The sequence below is a fragment of the Pseudomonas sp. c313 genome, from assembly GCF_055407145.1.
In genome coordinates this window covers 1-22083 of record NZ_JBUZRD010000013.1, presented here as the reverse complement: position 1 = coordinate 22083, position 22083 = coordinate 1, and the positions used below count along the sequence as shown (strand labels likewise).

Sequence of the window (22083 nt, the reverse complement as noted above, 5' to 3'; positions counted from 1 at the left end):
CAGTGAAAGGCTTCTGGCTGTGCCTACTCCTGCTGGCAAGCCCGGCCTTCGGCGCGGTCGACGCACGCGACTATGACGCCTTCTGGCTGTGGAGCGGCGTCGCTTCCCAGCCGGTGCTCAAGCAGGCAAAAACCCTGTACATCCTCCAGGGCCAAATCAACTCAACGCGCCGCCACCCCCAGCGCGGCGTGCAATTCATCGCCCAAGGTATGAGCGTGCCGCGCATCAGCCAAGGCGAGGTATGGATCGTCTACCGCGCCCACACGCTGCACTGGCCAGAGTCGGTCTACACGCAATTATTGGGGCAAGTGCAACGCTGGCGGGATGCCGGCAACCCGGTGATCGGCATCCAAATCGACTTCGACGCCCGCACACAATACCTGCACGAATACGCCGACTTCCTCAAAGACCTGCGCCAACGCCTGCCCAAAAACCTGCGTTTGAGCATCACCGGCCTGCTGGACTGGAGCAGCAACGCCGACCCCGAAGCCATCGCCCAGCTCAAGGGAGTGGTGGATGAAGTGGTAGTGCAAACCTACCAGGGGCGCCACAGCATTGCGGATTACGCGGCGTATCTGCCACGGATGAATCGAATGGGGGTGCCGTTCAAGATTGGCTTGATTCAGGGTGGGGAGTGGGAGGCGCCGGAGTATTTGGAGGGAAGTGAGTGGTTTCGGGGGTATGTGGTGTTTTTGCAGAATCGTTGAATTCAGCTTGACTCTCGATAGCTGAATACGGATTACCCCCTTGAGTTTAGGGCTGCTAGGCAGCCCAACGGGAGCAAGCTCCCTCGCCACAAGTTATTGGATAGCCTCGGAGATCCTGTCCCTACCAGTCATACGTCAAACTCGACACCACCGTGCGCCCTTCGCCGTAGTAACAATCCAGGTCGCTGGTGCATTGGGCGACGTAGGTTTTGTTGGTCAGGTTCTGCACGTTCATTGCCAGTTTCACGCCTTTGAGCTTGAGCGGCGAGGCGCCCAGGTCGTAGCTCAGGCTGGCGTCGTAGACGGTGTAGGACGGGATGCTGAACGCCCCTTCGTAATAATCACCGAAGCTGCTGCGGGCGTAGCGAGTGCCAAGGCCTGCGCCGAGGCCGGCCAGTGGGGTGTCGCCAAGCACGGTGTAGTTGACCCACAGCGAGGCGGTAAGCGGTGGGATGCCGGCCGGGTGGCGGCCCTCGCGGCCTTCGTTGTCCTTGGTGTATTTGATGTCGTTGCGCGCCGCCGAGGCGACCACGTCCCAGGCATCGCTCAGGGATGCCTTGGCTTCCAGCTCTACGCCGCGCGAACGCATGGCGCCGCTTTGGCTGCTGAAGGTAGCGTCTACAGCGTTGGGGGTCAGTACGTTTTCCTGGTCCAGTTGATAGACCGAAACCTGGACAAAGCTCTTCTGGCCCGGCGGCTGGTACTTCACGCCGACTTCATACTGGTTGCCGGTAGAAGGGTCGAACGGCTTTCTCTTGATGTCGGTGCCCGACAGCGGCAGGAAGGATTCGGAGTAGCTGACAAAGGGCGCCAGGCCGTTATCGAACAGGTACACCAACCCGGCCCGCCCGGTGAAGGCCTGGTCTTTGCTGCTGAAGCGGGTGTCGGCCAGCGGCTCTTTGTTGACGACATTGGCCCAGTCATAACGCCCGCCCAGCACCAGCACCCATTTATCCAGCTTGATCTGGTCCTGTACGTACAGGCCTGTCTGGGTCACGGTTCTGTCCCAGCGATAAGGTTGGCCGAAATTCAGCCGCTGGCCGTAGACCGGCTTGAACAGGTCGATCACCGGCGGATTGCGGTCGTAAAGGCCGTGGAACTGGGAGTTGAAGTGGTAGTAATCCAGGCCGACGATCAGTGTGTGGGACAGCGCGCCAGTGTCGAATTCGGCCTGGGCGATGTTGTCCACGCCGAAGACTTTGTTGGTTTGCGACCAGTCCACGCCGAAGCGTTGCAGGTAGCGTTGATCCTGCATACCGGTGACCGGGTTGGCGACGAAGCGATAGCCGTGCAAGGGCGCGGTGTATCGGTCATCCACCTCGGCGTAGCGGGCGTTCTGCTTAAGGGTCCAGATGTCGTTGAGGCGATGGGACAACTCGTAGCCCAAGGCGTACTGCTCGCGGTTGTATTGGTTGACGCCTGGCTCGCCGATAAACACATCGCGCTTGATCTTGCCGTTGGGGTTGTCCCAGATCGTCCCGGACGCAGGCAGGCCCTGGGCTTCGGGCACGCCCTTGTCTTTCTGGTACTGGGCGAACAGGGTCAGGCGGGTGTCGTCGTTGGGTTGCCAGGTCAGGCTAGGGGCGATGAATTGGCGTTTGTTCTCGACGTAATTGATCTCGGCCTGTTCATCCTTGGCCAGGCCGGTGAGGCGATAGAGCAATTGCCCTTGCTCATCCAGCGGGCCGCTCAGGTCGATGGCGGCGCTTTTGTGCTCGTAGGTGCCGGCTTCCAGCACCACCTGATGCACCGGGGTTTCGCTGGGGCGCTTGCTGACCATATTGACGATGCCGCCAGGCTGGTTCTGCCCGTACAACACTGAGGCCGGGCCCTTGAGCACTTCGATGCGCTCCAGGGAATAGGGCTCTATTTGCAGCGCGCCGCCGGTGCTGCCGCCGCCGTAGGGCAGGTGCAAACCGTCGAGATACAAGGGCGTAGGCGAGAAGCCACGGGAGGTGGGTTCATCGAACAGTTTGACCCGGTCGGAAAAGCCGCCAGCGGTCATGCCCGGCGTGTAGAGCAACGCTTGGGTGACGCTTTGGGCGCCCCGCGACTTGATCTCGGCGGCAGTGATGACGTTGATGGTCTGGGGAATTTCCACCAGCGCCGAGTCGGTCTTGCTGCCGGTGGCGCTGCGTTTGGCGACGATACCGTCGACAGGGCCCCAGGCGCTTTCCTGTTCCTGTTGGCCGCTGATCTGTGTTGCGCCCAACTGCAACGAGCCATCCCCTGACACGGCCTGCACCGACCAGCCGCCCGAAGATTGCATCGCCACCAACCCACTGCCGGCCAGCAACCGTTCCAATCCAGGCCCGGTGGTATAGCGGCCCTGCAAACCTGAGCTGCGCTTGCCTTCGGTCAGCGTGGCATCCACCGACAGCAGAATCCCCGAGGCACTGGCAAAACGGTTCAGCGCCTGATCGAGGCTGCCGGCGGGAATGCTGTATTGGCGCAAGGCTTCAGCGCTTTCCTCGGCCTGAACCAAGGCCGGTACTACAGGTATCGTCGCCAGCAAACTGACAAACAGGCCACGGCGCAGGGCGCGGGCCAGGGGTTGGATTGGGTGGTGCGGCATTGCAGGACTCCCGGTGAGAACGCTTCTTGATTGGCTTTCAAGAGGTATCCCGGACGGGGGCCAGAAACCGACAACCCGATTTGGAAAATATTTCAGGCCCTGGACTTGATCGTTATCCAATACCGGGTCACCGCCTGTACTTGCACCGGCAACGTGCGCTCAAGGGCCGCAAGAATCGCGTCGGTGTTATCCAGCGGGAACACGCCCGTCAACAGCAGACCGGCCACGGCTTCATCACAGCGCAGCAAGCCAGGGCGATAGCGGCTCAGTTCAGCGACAAACCGCCCCAAGGGCTGGCGCTCGGCAATCAAGCGGTTCTGGGTCCAACTGCTGGCATTGGCATCCACTGCCAGCAGTGCCGAAGTCTGGCTGGCGCTAAACCACAGGCTGTCGCCCGCACTCATCTGCACCGGTAACCCATGCAACGGGCGCACTTGCACGCGCCCTTCATAAAGATCCACACGACTGCCGCCGTCCAGCTCGCGCACGGCAAAGCGCGTGCCCAGAGCCTGCACATCGCCAGCCGGGGTTTCGACGATCAGCGGCCGGAACGGGTCGTGGCCGCTGGTCAGCAGGATCTCGCCACGAATCAGGCGGATGCGCCGTTCGCTGGCGCTAAAGCGCAGGTCGATGGCGCTGTCGCTGTTGAGGTCCAGGCGGGTGCCGTCGCTGAGCGTCAGGTGGCGAATCTCGCCGGTGGCGGTGCGATGTTCGGCAAACGCCGCTTGCCACGGCTGGCTGCCCTGGACCACATAGCCGCTGCCACCGGCCACCAGCAGCAAGCCCAACAGTTTCAACGCGGCACGGCGCTGGCTGTCCGGCGTGTCGCGCAACACCGCGCGGGCACTGTCGTTGGGCACGCCGCCGAGGGTTTGCTGCAACTGCTGCAAACGCTGCCAGGCACGGCGGTGTTCCGGGTTAGCGTTCTGCCAGTGAGTGAAGGCCTGGCGCTGGGCGCCATCGAGTTCGCCGCCCCATTGCAGCATCAGCCATTCGCTGGCCCGCTCGACAATGGCCGGGGCAATCGGCGCGTCTCGGTGACTTCTCATTCTTCGTAGACGACCTGGTAGCAGGCGAGGATTGCCCGGGTCATATATTTCTGCACCGAGCTGATGGTGACGCCCAATCGCTCGGCGATCTGCGCGTAGGTCAACCCTTCGAACTGCGACAACAGGAATGCCCGACGCACGTTTTCCGGCATGCGGTCGAGCATTGCGTCGATCTGCATCAAGGTTTCGAGGATCAGCGCACGGGTTTCCAGGGACGGCGATTCGGGTTCGGGCAAATGGGCGATGCTTTCCAGGTAAGCACGCTCGATGCGCAAGCGCCGCCACTGGTCGATCACCAGGTTACGGGCGATTTGCGCCAGGTAGCTGCGACTTTCCTTGTCACCAGGGAAGCGCCCGGACACCAGCAAGCGCAGGAAGGTGTCCTGGGCCACATCGGCGGCGTGTTCACGGTCGCCCAGGCGCTTGCGCAGCCAGCCTTGCAGCCAGCCATGGTGGTCTCGATACAGGAGGTGAAGCTGTTGCTGGCCGTCAGTCGCGGTGTCCATGAAAAGCTCGGATACACTATTGAGAGCAATTATCATTACACTTTGTATCGCGACTGGCAAAACCCTTTGTCGGTTAGCGCCCCGCTGTCTGCAACGGATACACCGACTCCCAGCCTCCTCCCAACGCTTTATACAAGCCGACCATGGCCAGGGACACTCCCGTGGAGCTTTCGACCCACTGCTCCTGAGTCGCCAGCAACGCACTTTGCACGGTGAGCACGTTGACGAAATCCACCACGCCTTCGACGTATTGCGCCTGGGCGGTGGTGAGGGCGATCTGGTTCTGCCGCACCGCTTCGGCCAGGCTGTCGCGACGCAGTTGGCTGGCGTTGTAGCGGGTCAGCTGATCGTCAATTTCATGCCAGGCCCGCAACACGGTTTGCTGGTAGGCCAGGGCCGCTTCCTGTTGCTGGGCTTCACGCAAATCGAGCATGCCCTTGAGCCGGCCACCGTTGAAAATCGGCAGGCTGAACTGCGGGCCGAAGGCAAATGCACGAGAACCCCAGGAGCCGAAATCCGACAGTTGCATGGCCTGGGAACCGAGGCTACCCGACAGGGTGATGCGTGGGTAGAAGTCGCCCTTGGCCACGCCGATGGTCGCGGTCGCCGCATGCAACCGCGCCTCGGCCTGGCGGATATCGGGACGGCGTTCAGCCAGTTGCGACGGCAGGCCAATAGCAACCTGGCGTTGGGTCTGGGGCACGGCGCCATCCTTGGACAATTGTGCGTACAAGGCTTGCGGCGCCTGGCCCATCAACAAACTCAGGGCGTTGATCAGTTGGTCCTGGCGTTGCTGCAAGTCCGGCAGGCGCGCTTCGATGGCGGCGACCTGGGCGGCGGCTTCGGCCACGTCGAGGTCGGTGGCCACACCATCGGCCAAGCGCAGTTGTGAAAGTTTCAGACTGTGGCGGGCGACGTCGAGGTTTTGCTCGGTAACCGCACGGGTGTTCTGCACACCGCGCAGTTGGATGTAGTCCTGGGCGGTTTCCGCCAGCACTGACAGCAGCACCGCGCGGCGGTCGTTTTCGGCCACTTGCAGGGTGGCGTCGGCGGCTTCGGTTTCGCGCTTTACCCGGCCCCAAAAGTCCAGTTCCCAGGAGGCGGAGAATCCGGCGTCCCAGCGGTTGAAGGCCGAACGGCCGTTCTTGCCGGACGGGTCGCTCAGGCCCTTGGCGCTGTTGCGTTGACGGCCGTAGCCACTGCTGGCATCGACGCTCGGATAGCGCTCGGCGGTCGTCACCTGGCGCACGGCGCGACTTTGTTGCAGGCGGCTGCTGGCCAGTTTCAGGTCGAGGTTGTCGGTCAGCGCGCGGCGAGTGAGGGCAGACAGTTGCTCGTCGTGGAACACTTCCCACCAACGCTCGTCCAGCGCGCCATTGACGGCGTGGCTGGCCGCTTGACGGCCTTGAGGTTCGGTCCATTGCGTCACCTGCGGGCCTTGAGGGCGCTGGAAATCCGGGCCAACGGTGCAGGCGCTCAGGCTGATCATGCTCAGGGTAAACCAGGCGATTCTTCTCATTGCTGGGCCACCTCACGTTGCAGCGTGGCGGGCTGGGTATCGACGCTGGCTTCCACCGACATGCCAACCCGCAGGTGCCCGGTCAGCGGCTGGCCGGGCTCCAGGATGATTTTCACCGGAATGCGCTGCACCACCTTGGTGAAGTTGCCGGTGGCGTTGTCCGGCTTGATCGAGGCGAAAGTCACACCTGTCGCTGGCGCCAGGCTTTCGAGATGGCCCTTGAGGACTTCGCCGTCGAGGCTGTCGACGCGCACTTCTACCGACTGGCCGGCACGCATGTGGGACAGCTGGGTCTCCTGAAAATTGGCCACCACGTAAGCCTCGGCCAACGGCACCACGGCGAGAATCTTGCTGCCCGGCGTGACGTAGGCGCCGACCCGCACGGCGCGCTCACCGACCATGCCGTCCACCGGGGCGACGATACGGGTATAGGACAGCTGATAACTGGCCATTTCCAGCGCCGCATGGGCCCGCTTCAGGCCACCTTCGGCGGCATCGCGCTGGGCGGTGAGGATTTCCACCTGCTTGCGCTCGGCGGCCAGCACCGCCGTGGCGTTGGCCAGGCGTGCGGTGGCCTGGTCGATACGGGTCTTGGCTTGCTGGGCGTTCTGCACGGTGCCAGCGCCGACACCGGCGAGATGGTTGTAACGGTTCAGTTCGTGTTCGGCGAAGGCCATTTCGGCACGATCCGAGGCCACCGTGGCCTGGGCCTGGGCGATCACCGAGGTCTGGCGCTCCAGGGTCGCCTTGGCGTTTTGCAACTGCGCCCGGGCCACCAGGGTATCGGCGTCGGCCGCCAGGGCCGCGGCACGAAAGTCGCGGTCGTCGATCAACGCCAGCAATTGCCCTGCCTTGACCTGCTGGTTGTCTTCCACCAGCACCTCTTTGATAAACCCGGCCACACGCGGTGCCACCAGGGTGTAGTCAGCGGCGACGAAGGCATCGTTAGTGCTCTGGCGCTTGCTGCCAAACAGGCCCGGCGCCAGCAGGTACACCAGCACACCCACGGCAAACACGGCGATGACGGTCACGGCGATTTGGTCTTTGCGTTTCATAAAAAATCCTTTGTCTCAATGAACAATCAAGCGGGCGCACGGGGCGGATAGATCCGCGTCGGCATCCAGAAAATCAGCAGGATCAATGCCGCCGCGACAGCCGCCATGACGTAGTAGAGATCCGAAGAGGTCAGCACCACAGCCTGCTCGTGCAGCCGATGGGCGAGGCCCGCGGTGCCACTGTCGGCAAGCGGTGAATTGCCCAGGCTGTCCACCAACATGGTCGAGTGAAAGTGCAGACGGTGAGTGGTCAGCGCCTCGATCACCCCGGTGGCGACCACGGCGGCCAAGCCCTTGACTGTGTTGAACCAGGCCGAGGCGAAAGGCCCATCCGCCGGGGTGATGCTGCCGGTGGAAAGTATCAGTAGCGGCAACACCGCCATCGGCTGCCCGAAAATTTGCAGCAATTGCAGGGCGTAGAAATCATCGCGAATCCACGCGGAGGTCAGCTGTGCGCCGCCGACACAGGACAGGATCAACAAACTCAAGCCAATCCCCAGCACCCAGCGGCAATCGACCCAACGCACGTTGCACAGCGCCGCCACCAACGGCAGCGCGATCAACTGCGGCAACGCCATGATCAGCATCACCGGCGCGGTTTGCAGCGGTCGGTAGCCCTGTACCTGCGCCAGGTAGTTGGACGGAATGATGATCACCGCCAGCAACACGACCAGCACCCCGGCCAATACGATCAGCGCGAAGGCCAGGTTGCGCAGCCCCAGCAACTGCAACTTGAAGAAAGGCATCGGGTGCGACCACTCATTGATCATGAATAGCACCAGCAGCAGCGAGCCACCGCACAGCAGCAAGGTGATCAGCGTTGATTCGAACCAATCCAGGCGATTGCCCTGCAGCAGGCCGATCACCAACATGCAGATCGCCGGGAACCCCAGCAGCAGGCCACGCCAGTTGAACTGCTTAAGGCGCTCCAGGCGCAACGGGTCCTGGGGCAAGCCGTAGGCCACGGCGGCCATGGCCAGCAGGCACGGCGCGACGATCTGCCAGAACGCCCATTGCCAGCCGACGTATTCGGTCCAGAGCGCCGCCAGTGGTGTGCCAAGGCTAGGGCCGAAGGTGGCGGTCAGGGCGTAGCCGGCCAGGCCGTACAGTTTCACATTGGCCGGTAAAAAGCGCAGGGCCACAGTCATCAGCATCGGCGGCAAGGCACCACCGGCCAGGCCTTGCACGGTACGCAGCACCAGCAGGCTTTCGTAGTTGGGCGCAAACGGGCACAACACACCGAGCACGGTAAACAGGCCGATGGCCCACAGGGTGAGACGGCGCAGGGAAAAGGTCACCGAACACCACGGCGCGAAGGCCATGGCCGAAACGGAGGTGGCGGTGTACGCGGCCACCAGCCAGGTGCCTTCGTCAAAACCGATGTACAGCGCACCGCGAATATCAGCGAGGGCGACCTTGGTCACCATCTCGTTGAGACCCGATACCAGCACCGCCAGCAACACGCCCACCAGGCCGATAATGATTCGCGGGCCGAAGATGGGTGGGCTGATGGATGTCGGCTTGGCTGCAGCCTGGGGGGCGGGGGCAGCGAGGGAGGTCATGAAGATACAACTCGGAATTAGAAATACCCGAGAAGTTTAATAAGGTATTGGCATGACGAAAACTGACTTATCTGAAGGTTATAAGTGCGCCAGACGCAACTATTCACCTATAGGAGCGAGCTTGCTCCTACAGGGAATCAGGTGGGTTGGGCTTCGCGCCATGTCGCTTCGCAGCACTCGCGCATGGTCTCGCGCAGCCATTTATGCGCTGGGTCCTTGTCGAAACGTGGATGCCAGGCCTGGGTCAACACCAGGGTCGGTAGGGAGATAGGCAAGGTGAAGGCGCGCAGCGGCAGATTCAGGCGATTGACGCTGTACAGCGCTTCCTTGGGCACCGGCAGGATCAGGTCAGAATCGGGCAGCATGAACATCGCACCGTGAAACCCCGGCGCGATCATCGCCACCCGGCGCTCCAGGCCCTGGGCATTGAGGGCGGTGTCAATCGGCCCACGGGCGATGCCACGGCGGGAGATGCTGATATGGGAGTAACTGGCAAACCGCGCGGCGGTGATTTCCCCATCGAACAGCGGATGGCCGATGCGTGCCAGGCCGACGAAGGTGGTGGAAAACAGGTTTTGCACCTTCACCTCAGGCGTGATCGGCATGGTGTTACCAACCCGCAGGTCCAGCCGCCCTTCTCGTAGCGCTTCATCATCGCTGTCGCCTTCGGGCACGAAGCGCAGCTCACACAGCGGCGCCATGCGCTCCATGGTGTCGAACAAACGACCGCCATAGACCCCGACAAAAAAGTCATTGGCCCGCACGCTGAACCGCCGCCGCAGGGTACTCAAGTCCACCTGATCGGCTGAGCGAAACAGCAGCGCCGCTTGCTCCACCACGCTGCGCACCTGGTCCTGCAACTCCAGGGCCTTGGGGGTCGGCACCAGGCCGCGACCGGCACGCACCAGGATCGGGTCGCCCACCGCTTCGCGGATTCGCGTCAGGGTGCGGCTCATCGCCGCCGGGCTCAGATTCATCCGCCGCGCAGCGCCCACCACACTGCCCTCGTCGAGCAACGCGTCGAGGGCCACCAACAGGTTCATGTCCGGTAGTTGCATGCCAAGCACTCGTGATCAGTGGGGAGTGAACTTGGCGCAATCGTAGCAGGCTTCTCTGTAGGAGCGAGCTTGCTCGCGAAGAGTGTTAACGATAACGCGGGCATCCTGAAGGAACGCGTTGCCTGGGCATTTTTCGCGAGCAAGCTCGCTCCTACAGGGAGTAGCAGGTGATTAGCGCTGCATACCCCAACGTTTCACGGTGACCCGCTCCAGGGTGTCAAACACCAGGTTTTCCACCAGCAGCCCGATGAGGATCACCACTGCCAGCCCGGCAAAAACCTTGTCGGTGTACAGCTCATTGCGGTTCTGGAAGATGTACCAGCCCAGGCCACCCTTGCCGCTGGTGGCGCCGAATACCAGTTCGGCGGCGATCAGCGTACGCCAGGCAAACGCCCAGCCGATTTTCAACCCAGCGAGGATCGACGGCAACGCCGCCGGAATCAGGATGAACAGCACAAAGCGCATGCCCTTGAGACCATAGTTGCGCCCAGCCATGCGCAGGGTTTCCGAGACGCCGAGAAACCCCGAGTAAGTGTTAAGCGCCAATGCCCACAGCACCGAATGCACCAGCACGAAAATCAGGCTGTTCTGCCCCAGGCCAAACCACAACAACGCCAGCGGCAACAACGCAATCGCCGGCAACGGGTTGAACATCGAGGTCAGGGTGCTCAACAGGTCGCGGCCCAATTGGGTCGATACCGCCAAGGTGGTCAGGGCGAATGCCAGCACGATGCCGATCAGATAGCCCTTGAGCAGCACCACCAGGGAAATGCTGACCTTGCCCAGCAACTCGCCGCTGGCAATGCCGTCGTAGAACGCGTGGAAGGTCTGCAAAAAACTCGGCAGCAGCAAATCGTTGTTCTGATAACGAGCTGCCGCTTCCCAGAGGATGGCGAGCACGATCAGGATCAGGCTTTTGCGCAGCCAGCCTTGTTGCCACAGCCGCTGACGCAGAGGCAGCTCGCGTTCCAAGGGGACGCTGAGCAGCGGTTGGAGGGTGACTTCATATTCCTGGCGCATGCTGTAATCCTTCAAGGTGCAACCCTTCAATAAGCGATGCGGATATCGGCGAAACCCAACTCACGTTCGGCTTCAGGCACTTCATCAAACAACAGCCGATGAATGCGCCGCGCCGAGGCCTGGAACTCCACACCGCCAAGGCTCTTCAGGTCATATTGATGGCTGTGGATTTCCGCGCGAACCCGTCCCGGATGAGGCGACAGCAACAGGATGCGATTGCCCACCACCAGCGCTTCTTCAATGGAGTGGGTGACGAACAGCAAAGTGAAGCGCACCTCTTCCCAGAGCAGCAGCAACTCCTCCTGCATCTTGCGCCGGGTCAAAGCGTCGAGGGCAGCGAAGGGCTCATCCATCAGCAGGATTTTCGGCTGCATGGCCAAGGCTCGGGCAATCGCCACACGCGCTTTCATGCCGCCGGACAGCGTGTGCGGATAGGCATCGGCAAAGGCCGTCAGGCCGACTTTTTCCAGGTAGTACAGCGCCCGCTCCTCGGCTTCGCGGCGCTTGAGGGTTTTGGAGGCGAGCAGTGGGAACATGACGTTCTGTTTGACGGTTTTCCACGGTGGTAGTTGGTCGAATTCCTGGAACACCACGATACGGTCCGGGCCCGGCTGGTCGACCTTTTGCCCCAACAAGCGGATCTCGCCTTCACAGGGTTTTATAAACCCGGCGACGGCCTTGAGCAACGTGGATTTGCCACAGCCCGAAGGCCCCAGCAGCACAAAGCGGTCGGCCGGATCGATCTCAAAACTGACCTGATGCGTGGCCCGCACCACTCGTTCAGGCGTGCGGTATTCAAGGCTGACATGGTCCACCGACAGCAGCGCGGAAGGGGTCTGCAGGTTGCTGGCCGTGTGGCCTTGCAAGGGCGCGTTCATCTCAGCTCCCTTGCAACGGTTTGGCATCTTGAAAGAAGTAATCCTTCCACGATTCGGGTTTGTTTTTGATGGCGCCGACGCGGTAGAGGAACTCGGCCAGCGGGTAGGTGTTTTTCGGCGTAACGCTGAATTCAAATTGCGGGTTATCAATGATTTTCAGCAGCGCAACACGGTCGATCTTGGCCTTGGTCACGCGGATGTAGGTGTCGGCGGCAGCACCTTTATCGTTCTGGGCAAACTGCGCGGCTTCGGTCAATGCCTCGACGAAGGCCTTGTAGGTTTTCGGGTTGTCGTTGCGAAATTTCTCGGTGGTAAACAGCACCGTCGGTGAGTTCGGGCCCAGCAGGTCATAGGTGTTGAGCACCACATGGACGTTGGGATTGGTCAGCGCCTGATCCTGGAACGGCGGGTTGGAGAAGTGCCCGGTCAGCTCAGTGCCGCCGGCGATCAGTGCAGCGGTGGCATCCGGGTGCGGAACGGCGACGGTGTACTTGTCCAGGCGATCGAATTCCTTGTCGCCCCATTGCTTGGCCGCGGCGTATTGCAGGAAGCGCGACTGTACGGAAACGCCGACGGCAGGCACGGCGATGCGGTCTTTCTCGGTGAAGTCAGCGATGGTCTTAACCTTGGGGTTGTTGCTCACCAGGTAGTAAGGAAAGTTGCCCAGGGAGGCGACAGCCTTGACGTTCTGCTTGCCGTGGGTGCGGTCCCAGATGGTCAGCAGCGGGCCGACACCGGCGCCGGCAATATCAATGGAGCCGGAGAGCAACGCGTCATTGACCGCCGCGCCACCGGACAGTTGGGTCCAGTCGACCTTGATGTCGATGCCCTCTTGCTTGCCGTATTTCTCGATCAGGTTCTGGTCGCGCACCACGTTGAGCAACAGGTAGACGATGCCGAACTGTTCAGCGATGCGAATTTCGCCTTCCGCCTGGGCTGCGGCCGGTGCGATCAGGCTGCCAGCCAGAAGGCTGACGCTTAGGCCAAGTGTTGCGGCCAGTCGTGCGAATGGAGTTTTCTTGAACATGGTGCTGCTCCGAATCAGAAAGGCGCGTCGCCCTGGATGGTGGTGCGGTACAGCTTGCGGCGCAGGTAGCTGGGGCAACCGGCGGCCAGGTGGACCAGCGAGCGGTTGTCCCAGAACACCAGGTCGTGGGGCTGCCATTGATGGCGGTAGATGTTTTCCGGCAGCACGCTGTGGGCGTAGAGCTGGGCCAGCAGGTCGCGGCTTTCGTCCTCCGGCAGGCCGACGATGCGGGTGGTGAAGCCTTCACTGACGAACAGCGCCTTGCGGCCGTTTTCCGGGTGGGTGCGCACGATGGGGTGTACCACTTCGGCGACCTGGGCCAGTTGCTCGGGGGTTAGCGTCGGGCGCCAGTTGCCTTCGAATTTGGTTTCGCTGTAGCGCGCGGTGTAGGAGTGGGCGGCGCTGCGGCCTTCGATGGCCTGGCGCAAGTGCTCGGGCAGTTGCTCCCAGGCTTTGTGCATATCGGCGAACAGGGTGTCGCCGCCTTCGGACGGCAGCTCCTGGGCGTGGAGCATCGAGCCCAGGCTCGGCAGTTCCTTATAGGAAAGGTCCGAATGCCAGAACTTGCCGGCGTCTCCCAGGCCGATGGATTGGCCGTTCTCGATGATGTTGGAGACGATAAGGATTTGCGGGTGGTTGGCCAGCAGGAACTGTTTGAGCACGTGGATCTGCAGCACGCCAAAGCGGCGGCTGAAGGCGATCTGTTGTTCGGGGGTGATGCGTTGGTCGCGAAAGACCACGACGTGGTGGTCCAGGTGCGCGCGGTGAATGCGGGCGAAGTCCTGGTCGTTGACCGGGCGGGAAAGGTCCAGGCCAATCACCTCGACGCCGACGCTGCCGGGGAATGGGCGGATGTCGAAAGTTTGGGTGGTGGTTGGAACAGCGGAGGTTGCAGGCATGGGTTCACTCCCGAGCGATCAGGAGAGTGACTTTATAGATATAAGAACCGCAGTTTAAATACCGTTAGCGAATATCTATATGGCTTTTGGGCCGCAGCTTCAGAGGGCCGACGGGGTGCGGCCCTCTCCACTTTCGTAGCAGCCGCCGAGCTTTAGCGAGGCGGCGACAGGTGCGACTCCGTGCCGAGGCCAGGCTTGAGTGCGGCCGACGTAGCCTCGCTGGCGCTCGACAACTGCTACGGATTAGCGCTCGTGCAACGCCTCTGCCCGCGCCCGGATGATGGGCTTGAGCAGGTAGCTGAGGATGCTTTTCTTGCCAGTGATGATGTCCACCGAGGCGACCATGCCGGGGATGATCAGCAGCGGCTTCTCATCGGTGCCCAGGTGGCTGCGGTCGGTGCGCAGGGTGATCATGTAGTAAGTGTTTTTCTTGTCTTCATCGGTGATTGTGTCGGCGCCGATGCGTTCCAGCTTGGCCTTGAGGCCGCCGTAGATGGTGTAGTCATAGGCGGTGAACTTGACGATCGCCTCCTGCCCCGGATGCAGGAAGGCGATGTCTTGGGGGCGGATCTTGGCTTCCACCAGCAGGGTGTCGTTGAGCGGCACGATTTCCACCATGTCGCTGCCTGGCTGAATCACGCCGCCAACGGTGTTGACCAGCAGCTGCTTGACGATGCCGCGTACCGGCGAGGTCACCAGGGTGCGGCTGACCCGATCTTCCAAGGCCTTGCCGGTGGACTCGGCCTTGTTCAGTTCGGTGCGGGCTTCGTTGAGTTGGGTCAGGGCTTCACTGCGGAATTTGCCGCGGGTCTCGTCGATTTTGCGCTGCACTTCCTTGATCGCCGATTCGGCGCGGGGAATGGCCAGGGTAGTGGCGTCCAGTTGCCCACGGGTTTCCATCTCGGCGCGCTTGAGGCGCAGCACTTCCACCGGCGATACCGCGCCCTGGGCCACCAGCGGCTCGGACATGTTGATTTCCTGGCGTTGCAGGCTCAACTGGTTGCGGTACTGACCTTGCTTGGAGCTGAACTCGCGCAGTTCCTGTTGGCGCTGCACCAATTGCTCCTGCAAGCCGCCGATCTCATCCTTGAGCTGCTGGCGACGGCTCTCGTACAAGGAGCGTTCGTTGGCCGCCTGGCTTGGCGCAGCCTTGAGCACGTCGTCAGTGATATTGAGCGGACGATCATCCACCTGGGCGCTCAAGCGCTCGACTCGCAGCACCATGGACAGCCGCTGGGCTTCGGTTTCACCGGCGTTGGAGGCAAAGCGGGTGTCATCCAGGCGAATCAGCGGAGCACCGGCTTCAACGATCTGGCCTTCATGCACGTACAACTCGGCGACAATACCGCCTTCCAGGTTCTGGATTTTCTGCAGCTTGGAGGACGGAATGGCCTTGCCGTCGCCACGGGTTACTTCGTCGATGCTGGAGAAATACGCCCAGGTCATCAGGAACACGAAGAACGCGATGATCGCCCAGATGGTCAGGCGGATGACCCGCGGCGCATCTTCGATCAACGCCTTGTTGACCTCGGGCAGCGGTTGATCATGAAGAGATTCGGAGCCTTTAAAATAGCTGCCGATCGAAGCTTTGATAGAGTTAAGCGACACTGATTTGCCCCTTCTTCAACGCTTCCATGACCACGGCTTTCGGGCCGTCCGCGAGGATCTGCCCACGGTCGACCACCAGCAGGCGGTCCACCAGGGACAGCAGCGAGGCACGGTGCGTGACCAGCACCACCGTCTTGTTTGCCACCACAGCTTGCAGGCGTTGTTTCAAGCGTTCTTCACCAGTGTTGTCCATGGCGCTGGTCGGTTCGTCGAGCAGCAGGATAGGCGGGTTGAGCAGCAGGGCGCGAGCCAGGGCGACGTTTTGCCGCTGGCCGCCAGACAGGTTCTGCCCACGTTCGCCGACTTGCAGCTCATAGCCCTGGGGGTGCAGGCTGGCAAACTCATGCACACCGGCAAGCTCGGCGGCTTGCAGGACTACCTCGTCTTCGACGTAGCGGGCACCGGAGACCAGGTTGTCACGCAGGGTACCGGCCAGCAGTTGGATATCTTGCGGTACATAGCCGATGTTGTGGCGCAATTCACTGACGTCGATCTGGCGGATGTCCACGCCGTCCACCAGCAGTGCACCGGAATCCGGTTGATAGAGGCCCACCAGCAGTTTGGCCAGGGAGCTTTTACCCGAGCCGCTGCGGCCGATGATGCCGATTTTCTCGCCGGGCTTGATCACCAGGTTGATGTTCTTCAGCGCAGCGTTCTGTTGGTTCGGGTAGGTGAAGTTCAGGCCACGGCACTCGATGGCGCCTTGCAGGGTGCGGCGGCTCATAGGGCGTTCTTCGAAATTGCGCTCTTGGGGCAACTCCATCATCTGGTCCACCGAGGTCATAGTAACCTTGGCTTGCTGGTAACGGGTCAGCAGGCCCGACAGCGAGGCCAGCGGGCTCAGGGCGCGGCCGCTGAGCATGTAGCAGGCGATCAAGCCGCCCATGCTGAGGTTGCCGTCAATGATCTGGTACACGCCGAAGACGATCATGATGACGCCAGCCAGTTGCTGGATCAGCAGGGTCATGTTCATCGACAGGCCCGACAGCAACTTCACCCGCAGCTCAAGACGGCTGAGGGTGCCAATGGTCTGTTCCCACTGGTACTGGCGTTCGCTTTCGGCGTTGTTAACCTTGACCGCGTCCAGCCCGGCGAGGGTTTCGATCAGGCTCGACTGGCGCTCGGCGGCCAGGGCCATGGTTCGTTCCATGGTCGCCACCAGGGGTTTTTGCAGGGCGTAGCCGATCCCCAGGGCAATCGGGAACGCCAGCACCGGAACCCACACCAGGTGCCCACCGAGGATGGCAATCACCAGGAAGATCAGCAGGGTGAACGGCAGGTCTATCAGGCTGGTGAGGGTCAGAGACGCGAGAAAATCACGCAGGCTCTGAAATTCGTGGATGTTCTGGGCAAAGCTGCCGACCCGCGCCGGGCGGTACTTCATGGACATGCCGACAATGCGCTCGAATAGCGTGGCCGAGATGATCAGGTCGGTCTTTTTCCCCGCCAGGTCCAGGCACAAGCTGCGCAGGCTCTTGAGGATCAAGTCGAACAAGTAGGCGCCGCCGATGCCGATGGCCAGCACCCACAGGGTCGCCGTGGCCTGATTCGGCACCACGCGGTCGTAGACGTTCATCACAAAGAGCGGCGCGGCCATGGCGATGATGTTGATCAGGAAACTGGCGGCGATGGCGTCGGTGTAGAGCCAGCGCGAACGCTTCAGGGTGTCGCGAAACCACGAGCGGGCACGGGGAATCAGGGTGCCGTGGTTGACGTCGAATTTGTGCTGGGGCTGGGCGAAGAACACTTTGCCGGTGTAGTCATCGGCGAGCTGCTCGCGCTTGATGATCACTTCACCGCCGTCGCTTTCGCTGAGCAGGATCCGCGCTTCGTCCTCGCCTTGCCAGCCGACCAGCACGGTGCTACGACCGTCCTTGAGCAACAGCAGCGCCGGCAGGGCAATGGTGGGGATCTGTTCGAGCTTGCGTTGCAGCAAACGCCCCTGCAACCCGGCACGTGCGGCGGCACGAGCCAGCAGATCAGCGCTCAGGCGTTGCGCGGGCAGCGGCAGGCCGGTGGTGAGCATCGCCGCGCTGGCCGGCTTCTGGTGCAGGGCACAGAGCGTCAATAAACCGTCGAGTAACGGGTCGTCGTGCAGTGCGCGTGGATCATGACTGAGATGAACTCGACTGACTTCTGATTCCACGCGAACACTCTCAACTAACAATTGGACAATGAGTTTTTACTCAATTCATCCCAGGCAGTTGAACCTTCGGCTTCACATCGTTTTGTACGACGGAGGCCATCGGTGCGACCACTCCCTGGCTCTTGAGCAACTCGCCCATGGTCGCCTTGATTCGGTACTGAGTAAATAACTGAACGTTTTTTATCTCTTCGAGGCGCCGGGAGGCAGTGAACAGCTCGTTCTCGCTGTCGAGCAAATCCAGCAGGGTCCGCTCGCCGAGGCTGAATTGCTTCTGATAGGCGCTACGCACGTTGTTGCTGTGGTCGACATATTGCTGGGCGATCGGCACCTGGGCATTGGCGTTGTTCAGGGCGTTCCAGGCCAGGCCCAACTCTTCGTTCAGCTGGCGCAAGGCGTTGTTGCGGATATCCAGGGCCTGGTTGGACTGGTAGGACTTGGATTGCAGGTCGGCCTTGTTGCTGCCACCGGCGAACAGGTTGAAACGCATACGTACCATGGCTTCCCAGCCATTGTTGTGGCTGGCGTCGCCGTCGATGTTGTTATCGGCGTTGGTGCCAAGCTCGGCATCAAAACGCGGGTAGAAGGACGACTTGGCCGCTTCGTACTGCTTTTCGGCGGCGACGATATCGGATTCGGCAGAGCGCAGGATCGGGCTGTTGTCGAGCATCTGGCGGCGCGCTTCATTCAAGTCGACGGGCAGCAGTGCCATGAATGGGGCAGGACGCTCCAACTGGTCCGGCATCTGGCCAACGGCGCTGAGGTAGTTGGTTTGGGCATCGGCCAGGTTGGTCTGTTCGGTGATCACATTGTTGCGGGCCTGGGCCAGACGGGCTTCGGCCTGGTCAAGGTCGGCACCGCTGCCTACGCCACGCTGGGTGCGCAGCTTGATCTGGTCGTAGATGCGTTCGTGGTTGCGCAGGTTGTCTTCGGCCAGGCGCACAAATTCACGGCGGGTCAGCACGTCGAGGTAAACCTGGGCCACTGTCAATCCAGTGCGCTCGGAGGTGCCGAGCAGGGAGTACGCGCGGGAGTTAACGTTGGCTTGTTGACGCCCTACTTCGCTGGAAGTAGCAAAACCGTCAAAAATCATTTGCTGCAGGCGCAGGCTGGATTCACTGCGATTGAGCGTGTCCCAGTGGTTGCTGCTATTGGTTCGGGTGGACGAGCTGTCGGTGCCTTCCCGACCGTACCCGGCGTTCAGATCGACGCGCGGCAAATAACCACCCTGGGCGGCTCGCAACTGGTAGTCGGCAGACAGGCGGCTGTTGACGCCCGCCTGGATCTCCGGATGCACATCCAGCGCTTGCTGCATGGCCTGGGGCAATGTTTGTGCTTGTACGAAGCTGGCGGCGAGGACGAACGGTATAGCCTTGAGCAGTTGCAAACGCATTAAAAAATTCCCCAGGACTTCTTGTCTCAAATCACAGCGACTCATGTCGCTGCGTCGGAAAATGGCAACCGTAATGACCGTGCGTCGGAAAGTTCAAAAGCGGAACTGGATCACACACCGTAGGACGATTCGCCACGTAAATATCAATGTGACATTAGTGGGGCGATTGTTTAGGATGGAGCCCACAAGGTCAATAGTTTGGCATAAAGTTAATTTCTAAAAAATTACAGCCAAATTATTGACGATCAGTCTGTCAAAACTTAAGCACCTCCAAACTGGCATCTAAATGATTGTCAGGACTATGGAAGTCACCCGAACGGATCGCCGGAGAACTCTTCAATGAGCAGCGTTGTTGCCATCGTCAAAAGCATTGTTGGCCAAGTGTTCGTCATTTCTCCGGAAGGGGTCAGACGTGTTCTCGTTGAAGGTGATCGTCTGTTCGTCGGTGACCAGATAGACACCGGTCTCTCCGGCGCCGTGAGTCTGGAACTGGCCGACGGCCGGACCCTGGACCTGGGCCGCGACACCCAGTGGAGCGCCGACGCCCCCGACTCCAGCACCGACCTGGCCGAGGCCACCGCGCAAGCCGCACCGTCGGTTGCCGAACTGCAGCAAGCCATCGCCGCCGGCGCCGACCCGACCACCGAGCTGGAAGCCACCGCTGCGGGCCCAACCGCTGCCGGTACGGGCGCCGCGGGTGGTGGTCACAGCTTCGTGGTGCTGGATGCAACCGCAGGCCGCGTTGACCCAACGATTGGTTTCCCGACTGCCGGCCTGGCCGTTACCACGGCCCCATTGACCGAACGCCTCGCCGCGCAACCGACCACCAACGCTGACCAAGCGGGCCCAGCCGCGCCCGTACCATCGACCCTTACCCTGGGTGCCACGCCGACCATCACCGAAGCTGGCGGCGTGCTGACCTATACCGCCACCGTGACCCAAGCGCCCACCAGCGACCTGAGCATCACCCTGTCCAACGGCTCGGTGATCACCATCCCGGCTGGCCAGTTGACCGGCACCGTCAACGTGCCCATGGCGCCGAATGACAGCCCTTATATCGATCCAAGCCAGATCAGCGTCACCGTTACCGGCACCACTGGCGGCACCAACCTGGAGCTGACCATCAACCCGGCGCCGGCCGTGACCCAGATCACCGACACCATCGACACCACCACCGTCACGCTGACGGCGGGCGAGAGCGTGACCGAAGGCGGCCAGATCACTTACACCGCGACGCTGACCAACCCGGCGCAAACGCCGGTGACCGTCACCTTGAGCAATGGCTCGGTAATTACCATTGAAGCGGGCAAGTCCACCGGCACAGTGGTGGTCGATACCCCGGCCAATGACGTTTACAACAATGGCAGTACAGTCAGCACCACGATTACTGGGACGACGGGTGGGAATTTTGAGAGCCTGGTGCCCAATACTGCGCCGGCTGAGACGAAGATTGTCGACTCGCTGGACAACACCGGCCTGACGCTGAACGCTGAAGGGTCGATTGTTGAAGGCGGCAAGATCACCTACACCGCCACACTGACCAACCCTGCCGACACCGCCGTCACCGTGACGCTCAATAGCGGCGCGGTGATCACCATCGAAGCCGGGAAAACCAGCGGTTTTGTCGTGGTCGATACGCCGGTCAACGATGTTTACAACAATGGCAGCACCGTCACCGACTTCATCAAGTCCACCACCGGCGGCAATTTTGAACAGCTGACGCCTAATACTGCGCCGGTTGAGACCAAGATCGTCGACTCCCTGGACAACACCGACCTGACGCTGAACGCTGAAGGGTCGATTGTTGAAGGCGGTAAGATCACCTACACCGCCACACTGACCAACCCTGCCGACACCGCCGTCACCGTGACGCTCAATAGCGGCGCGGTGATCACCATCGAAGCCGGGAAAACCAACGGTTTTGTCGTGGTCGATACGCCGGTCAACGATGTTTACAACAATGGCAGCACCGTCACCGACTTCATCAAGTCCACCACCGGCGGCAATTTTGAACAGCTGACGCCTAATACTACGCCGGTTGAGACCAAGATCGTCGACTCCCTGGACAACACCGACCTGACGCTGAACGCTGAAGGGTCGATTGTTGAAGGCGGTAAGATCACCTACACCGCCACACTGACCAACCCTGCCGACACCGCCGTCACCGTGACGCTCAATAGCGGCGCGGTGATCACCATCGAAGCCGGGGAAACCAGCGGTTTTGTCGTGGTCGATACGCCGGTCAACGATGTTTACAACAATGGCAGCACCGTCACCGACTTCATCAAGTCCACCACCGGCGGCAATTTTGAACAGCTGACGCCTAATACTGCGCCGGTTGAGACCAAGATCGTCGACTCGCTGGATACTACGACCATCAAGTTGACTGCATCGGGCGAAGTTAACGAAGGCAGCCAGGTTACTTACACCGCGACGCTGAGCCACGCAGCCGGCAGCAACATGACCGTCACCCTCAGCAACGGGGCCGTGATTGAAATCGCTCAGGGCAAGTTCTCGGGCGAAACGAAATTCGACGCTCCAACTGATGACGTCTTCAAAGATGAAAGCACCGTCTCGGCCACCATCAAGCCCGACGGCATCGTCGGCGGTAGCTTTGAGAAGCTGGAAATTGTCGGCGGCGCTGCCGATACCCTCGTCAAAGACACCATTGATGAAGTCACTGTTTCGCTCCACGCCACCCCGAGCATCAATGAAGGCGGCGAGATTGTTTACACCGCGAGCCTCGTTGGTAAGGACGGCAACCCAGTCCTCAACCTCGGCTCCGCCCTGGTCGTAAAACTGGCCAATGGCGAAACCATCACCATCGCCAACAACGCTTCGTCGGGCACCGCAACCATCACCGTCCCGGCAGACGTTTACGTCAATCCCGCGATCTCTAACACCATTAGCGAAGTGGTCAGCGGCGGCGAGAAGTACGAAAAACTTACCGTCAGCGACAAGCCGGCTGGCACCACCGTTATCGATACTGAAACTCCGTCGACCATCAAACTGACCGCCTCCGGCGAAGTCAGCGAAGGCGGCCAGGTTACTTACACCGCGACGTTGAGCCACGCCGCTGGCAGC

Annotated in this window: 16 protein-coding genes; 2 read left to right on the top strand and 14 right to left on the bottom strand. The window is 61.2% G+C overall.

All coding sequences use genetic code 11. The annotated features are described in order from the left end of the window. Positions 1-2 precede the first annotated feature (2 nt). Complete coding sequence (locus tag ACZRKZ_RS24150) at positions 3-707, top strand: DUF3142 domain-containing protein (RefSeq protein ID WP_463982970.1); 705 nt, start codon at positions 3-5, stop codon at positions 705-707. Between the two features lie 121 nt (positions 708-828). Here ACZRKZ_RS24150 and ACZRKZ_RS24145 read toward each other — a convergent pair whose 3' ends face one another. The 14 genes from ACZRKZ_RS24145 to ACZRKZ_RS24080 form a co-directional block, all read right to left on the bottom strand. Continuing rightward, positions 829-3282 (bottom strand): TonB-dependent siderophore receptor, encoded by a 2454-nt coding sequence (locus ACZRKZ_RS24145; RefSeq protein WP_463982969.1) that lies wholly within the window; start codon positions 3280-3282, stop codon positions 829-831. 92 nt (positions 3283-3374) lie between these two features. Continuing rightward, complete coding sequence (locus tag ACZRKZ_RS24140; protein WP_463982968.1) at positions 3375-4331, bottom strand: FecR domain-containing protein; 957 nt, start codon at positions 4329-4331, stop codon at positions 3375-3377. Continuing rightward, on the bottom strand, positions 4328-4837 hold the full coding sequence (locus tag ACZRKZ_RS24135) for a sigma-70 family RNA polymerase sigma factor (RefSeq protein ID WP_463982967.1): 510 nt from the start codon (positions 4835-4837) through the stop codon (positions 4328-4330). Before ACZRKZ_RS24135 ends, ACZRKZ_RS24140 begins: the two co-directional genes overlap by 4 nt. A gap of 73 nt (positions 4838-4910) precedes the next feature. Beyond that, a complete protein-coding gene (locus ACZRKZ_RS24130; RefSeq protein WP_463982966.1) occupies positions 4911-6356 on the bottom strand; it encodes an efflux transporter outer membrane subunit in 1446 nt (481 codons plus the stop codon). Beyond that, positions 6353-7411, bottom strand: coding sequence for an HlyD family secretion protein (locus ACZRKZ_RS24125; RefSeq protein ID WP_463982965.1), 1059 nt, complete (start codon positions 7409-7411; stop codon positions 6353-6355). The genes ACZRKZ_RS24130 and ACZRKZ_RS24125 overlap by 4 nt, the downstream gene beginning before the upstream one ends. Positions 7412-7437: 26 nt before the next feature. Next, positions 7438-8973, bottom strand: a complete 1536-nt coding sequence (locus ACZRKZ_RS24120) for an MFS transporter (protein WP_463982964.1) — start codon at positions 8971-8973, stop codon at positions 7438-7440. A gap of 137 nt (positions 8974-9110) precedes the next feature. Further along, on the bottom strand, positions 9111-10031 hold the full coding sequence (locus ACZRKZ_RS24115) for a LysR family transcriptional regulator (protein ID WP_463970619.1): 921 nt from the start codon (positions 10029-10031) through the stop codon (positions 9111-9113). 171 nt (positions 10032-10202) lie between these two features. After that, the gene (locus ACZRKZ_RS24110; protein WP_463982963.1) at positions 10203-11051 is read right to left on the bottom strand and encodes an ABC transporter permease; all 849 of its coding nucleotides are present in this window, start codon (positions 11049-11051) and stop codon (positions 10203-10205) included. A 26-nt stretch (positions 11052-11077) separates the two neighbouring features. After that, complete coding sequence (locus tag ACZRKZ_RS24105) at positions 11078-11929, bottom strand: ABC transporter ATP-binding protein (protein ID WP_463982962.1); 852 nt, start codon at positions 11927-11929, stop codon at positions 11078-11080. 1 nt (position 11930) lies between these two features. Then, positions 11931-12956: an ABC transporter substrate-binding protein gene (locus ACZRKZ_RS24100; protein ID WP_463982961.1), complete on the bottom strand. Its 1026-nt coding sequence runs from the start codon at positions 12954-12956 to the stop codon at positions 11931-11933. A gap of 14 nt (positions 12957-12970) precedes the next feature. Further along, a complete protein-coding gene (locus ACZRKZ_RS24095) occupies positions 12971-13855 on the bottom strand; it encodes a TauD/TfdA dioxygenase family protein (protein ID WP_463982960.1) in 885 nt (294 codons plus the stop codon). A 243-nt stretch (positions 13856-14098) separates the two neighbouring features. Continuing rightward, positions 14099-15463, bottom strand: a complete 1365-nt coding sequence (locus ACZRKZ_RS24090) for an HlyD family type I secretion periplasmic adaptor subunit (protein WP_463982959.1) — start codon at positions 15461-15463, stop codon at positions 14099-14101. Further along, positions 15453-17609: a type I secretion system permease/ATPase gene (locus ACZRKZ_RS24085; protein WP_463982958.1), complete on the bottom strand. Its 2157-nt coding sequence runs from the start codon at positions 17607-17609 to the stop codon at positions 15453-15455. Before ACZRKZ_RS24085 ends, ACZRKZ_RS24090 begins: the two co-directional genes overlap by 11 nt. Positions 17610-17649: 40 nt before the next feature. After that, positions 17650-18999 carry a TolC family outer membrane protein gene (locus tag ACZRKZ_RS24080; protein ID WP_133103588.1) on the bottom strand — a complete coding sequence of 450 codons (1350 nt, stop codon included), beginning with the start codon at positions 18997-18999 and terminating at the stop codon, positions 17650-17652. Positions 19000-19338: 339 nt separating this feature from the next. Here ACZRKZ_RS24080 and ACZRKZ_RS24075 point away from each other — a divergent pair. Continuing rightward, on the top strand, positions 19339-22083 hold a 2745-nt coding region (locus tag ACZRKZ_RS24075), incomplete at its 3' end, for a retention module-containing protein (protein WP_463982957.1).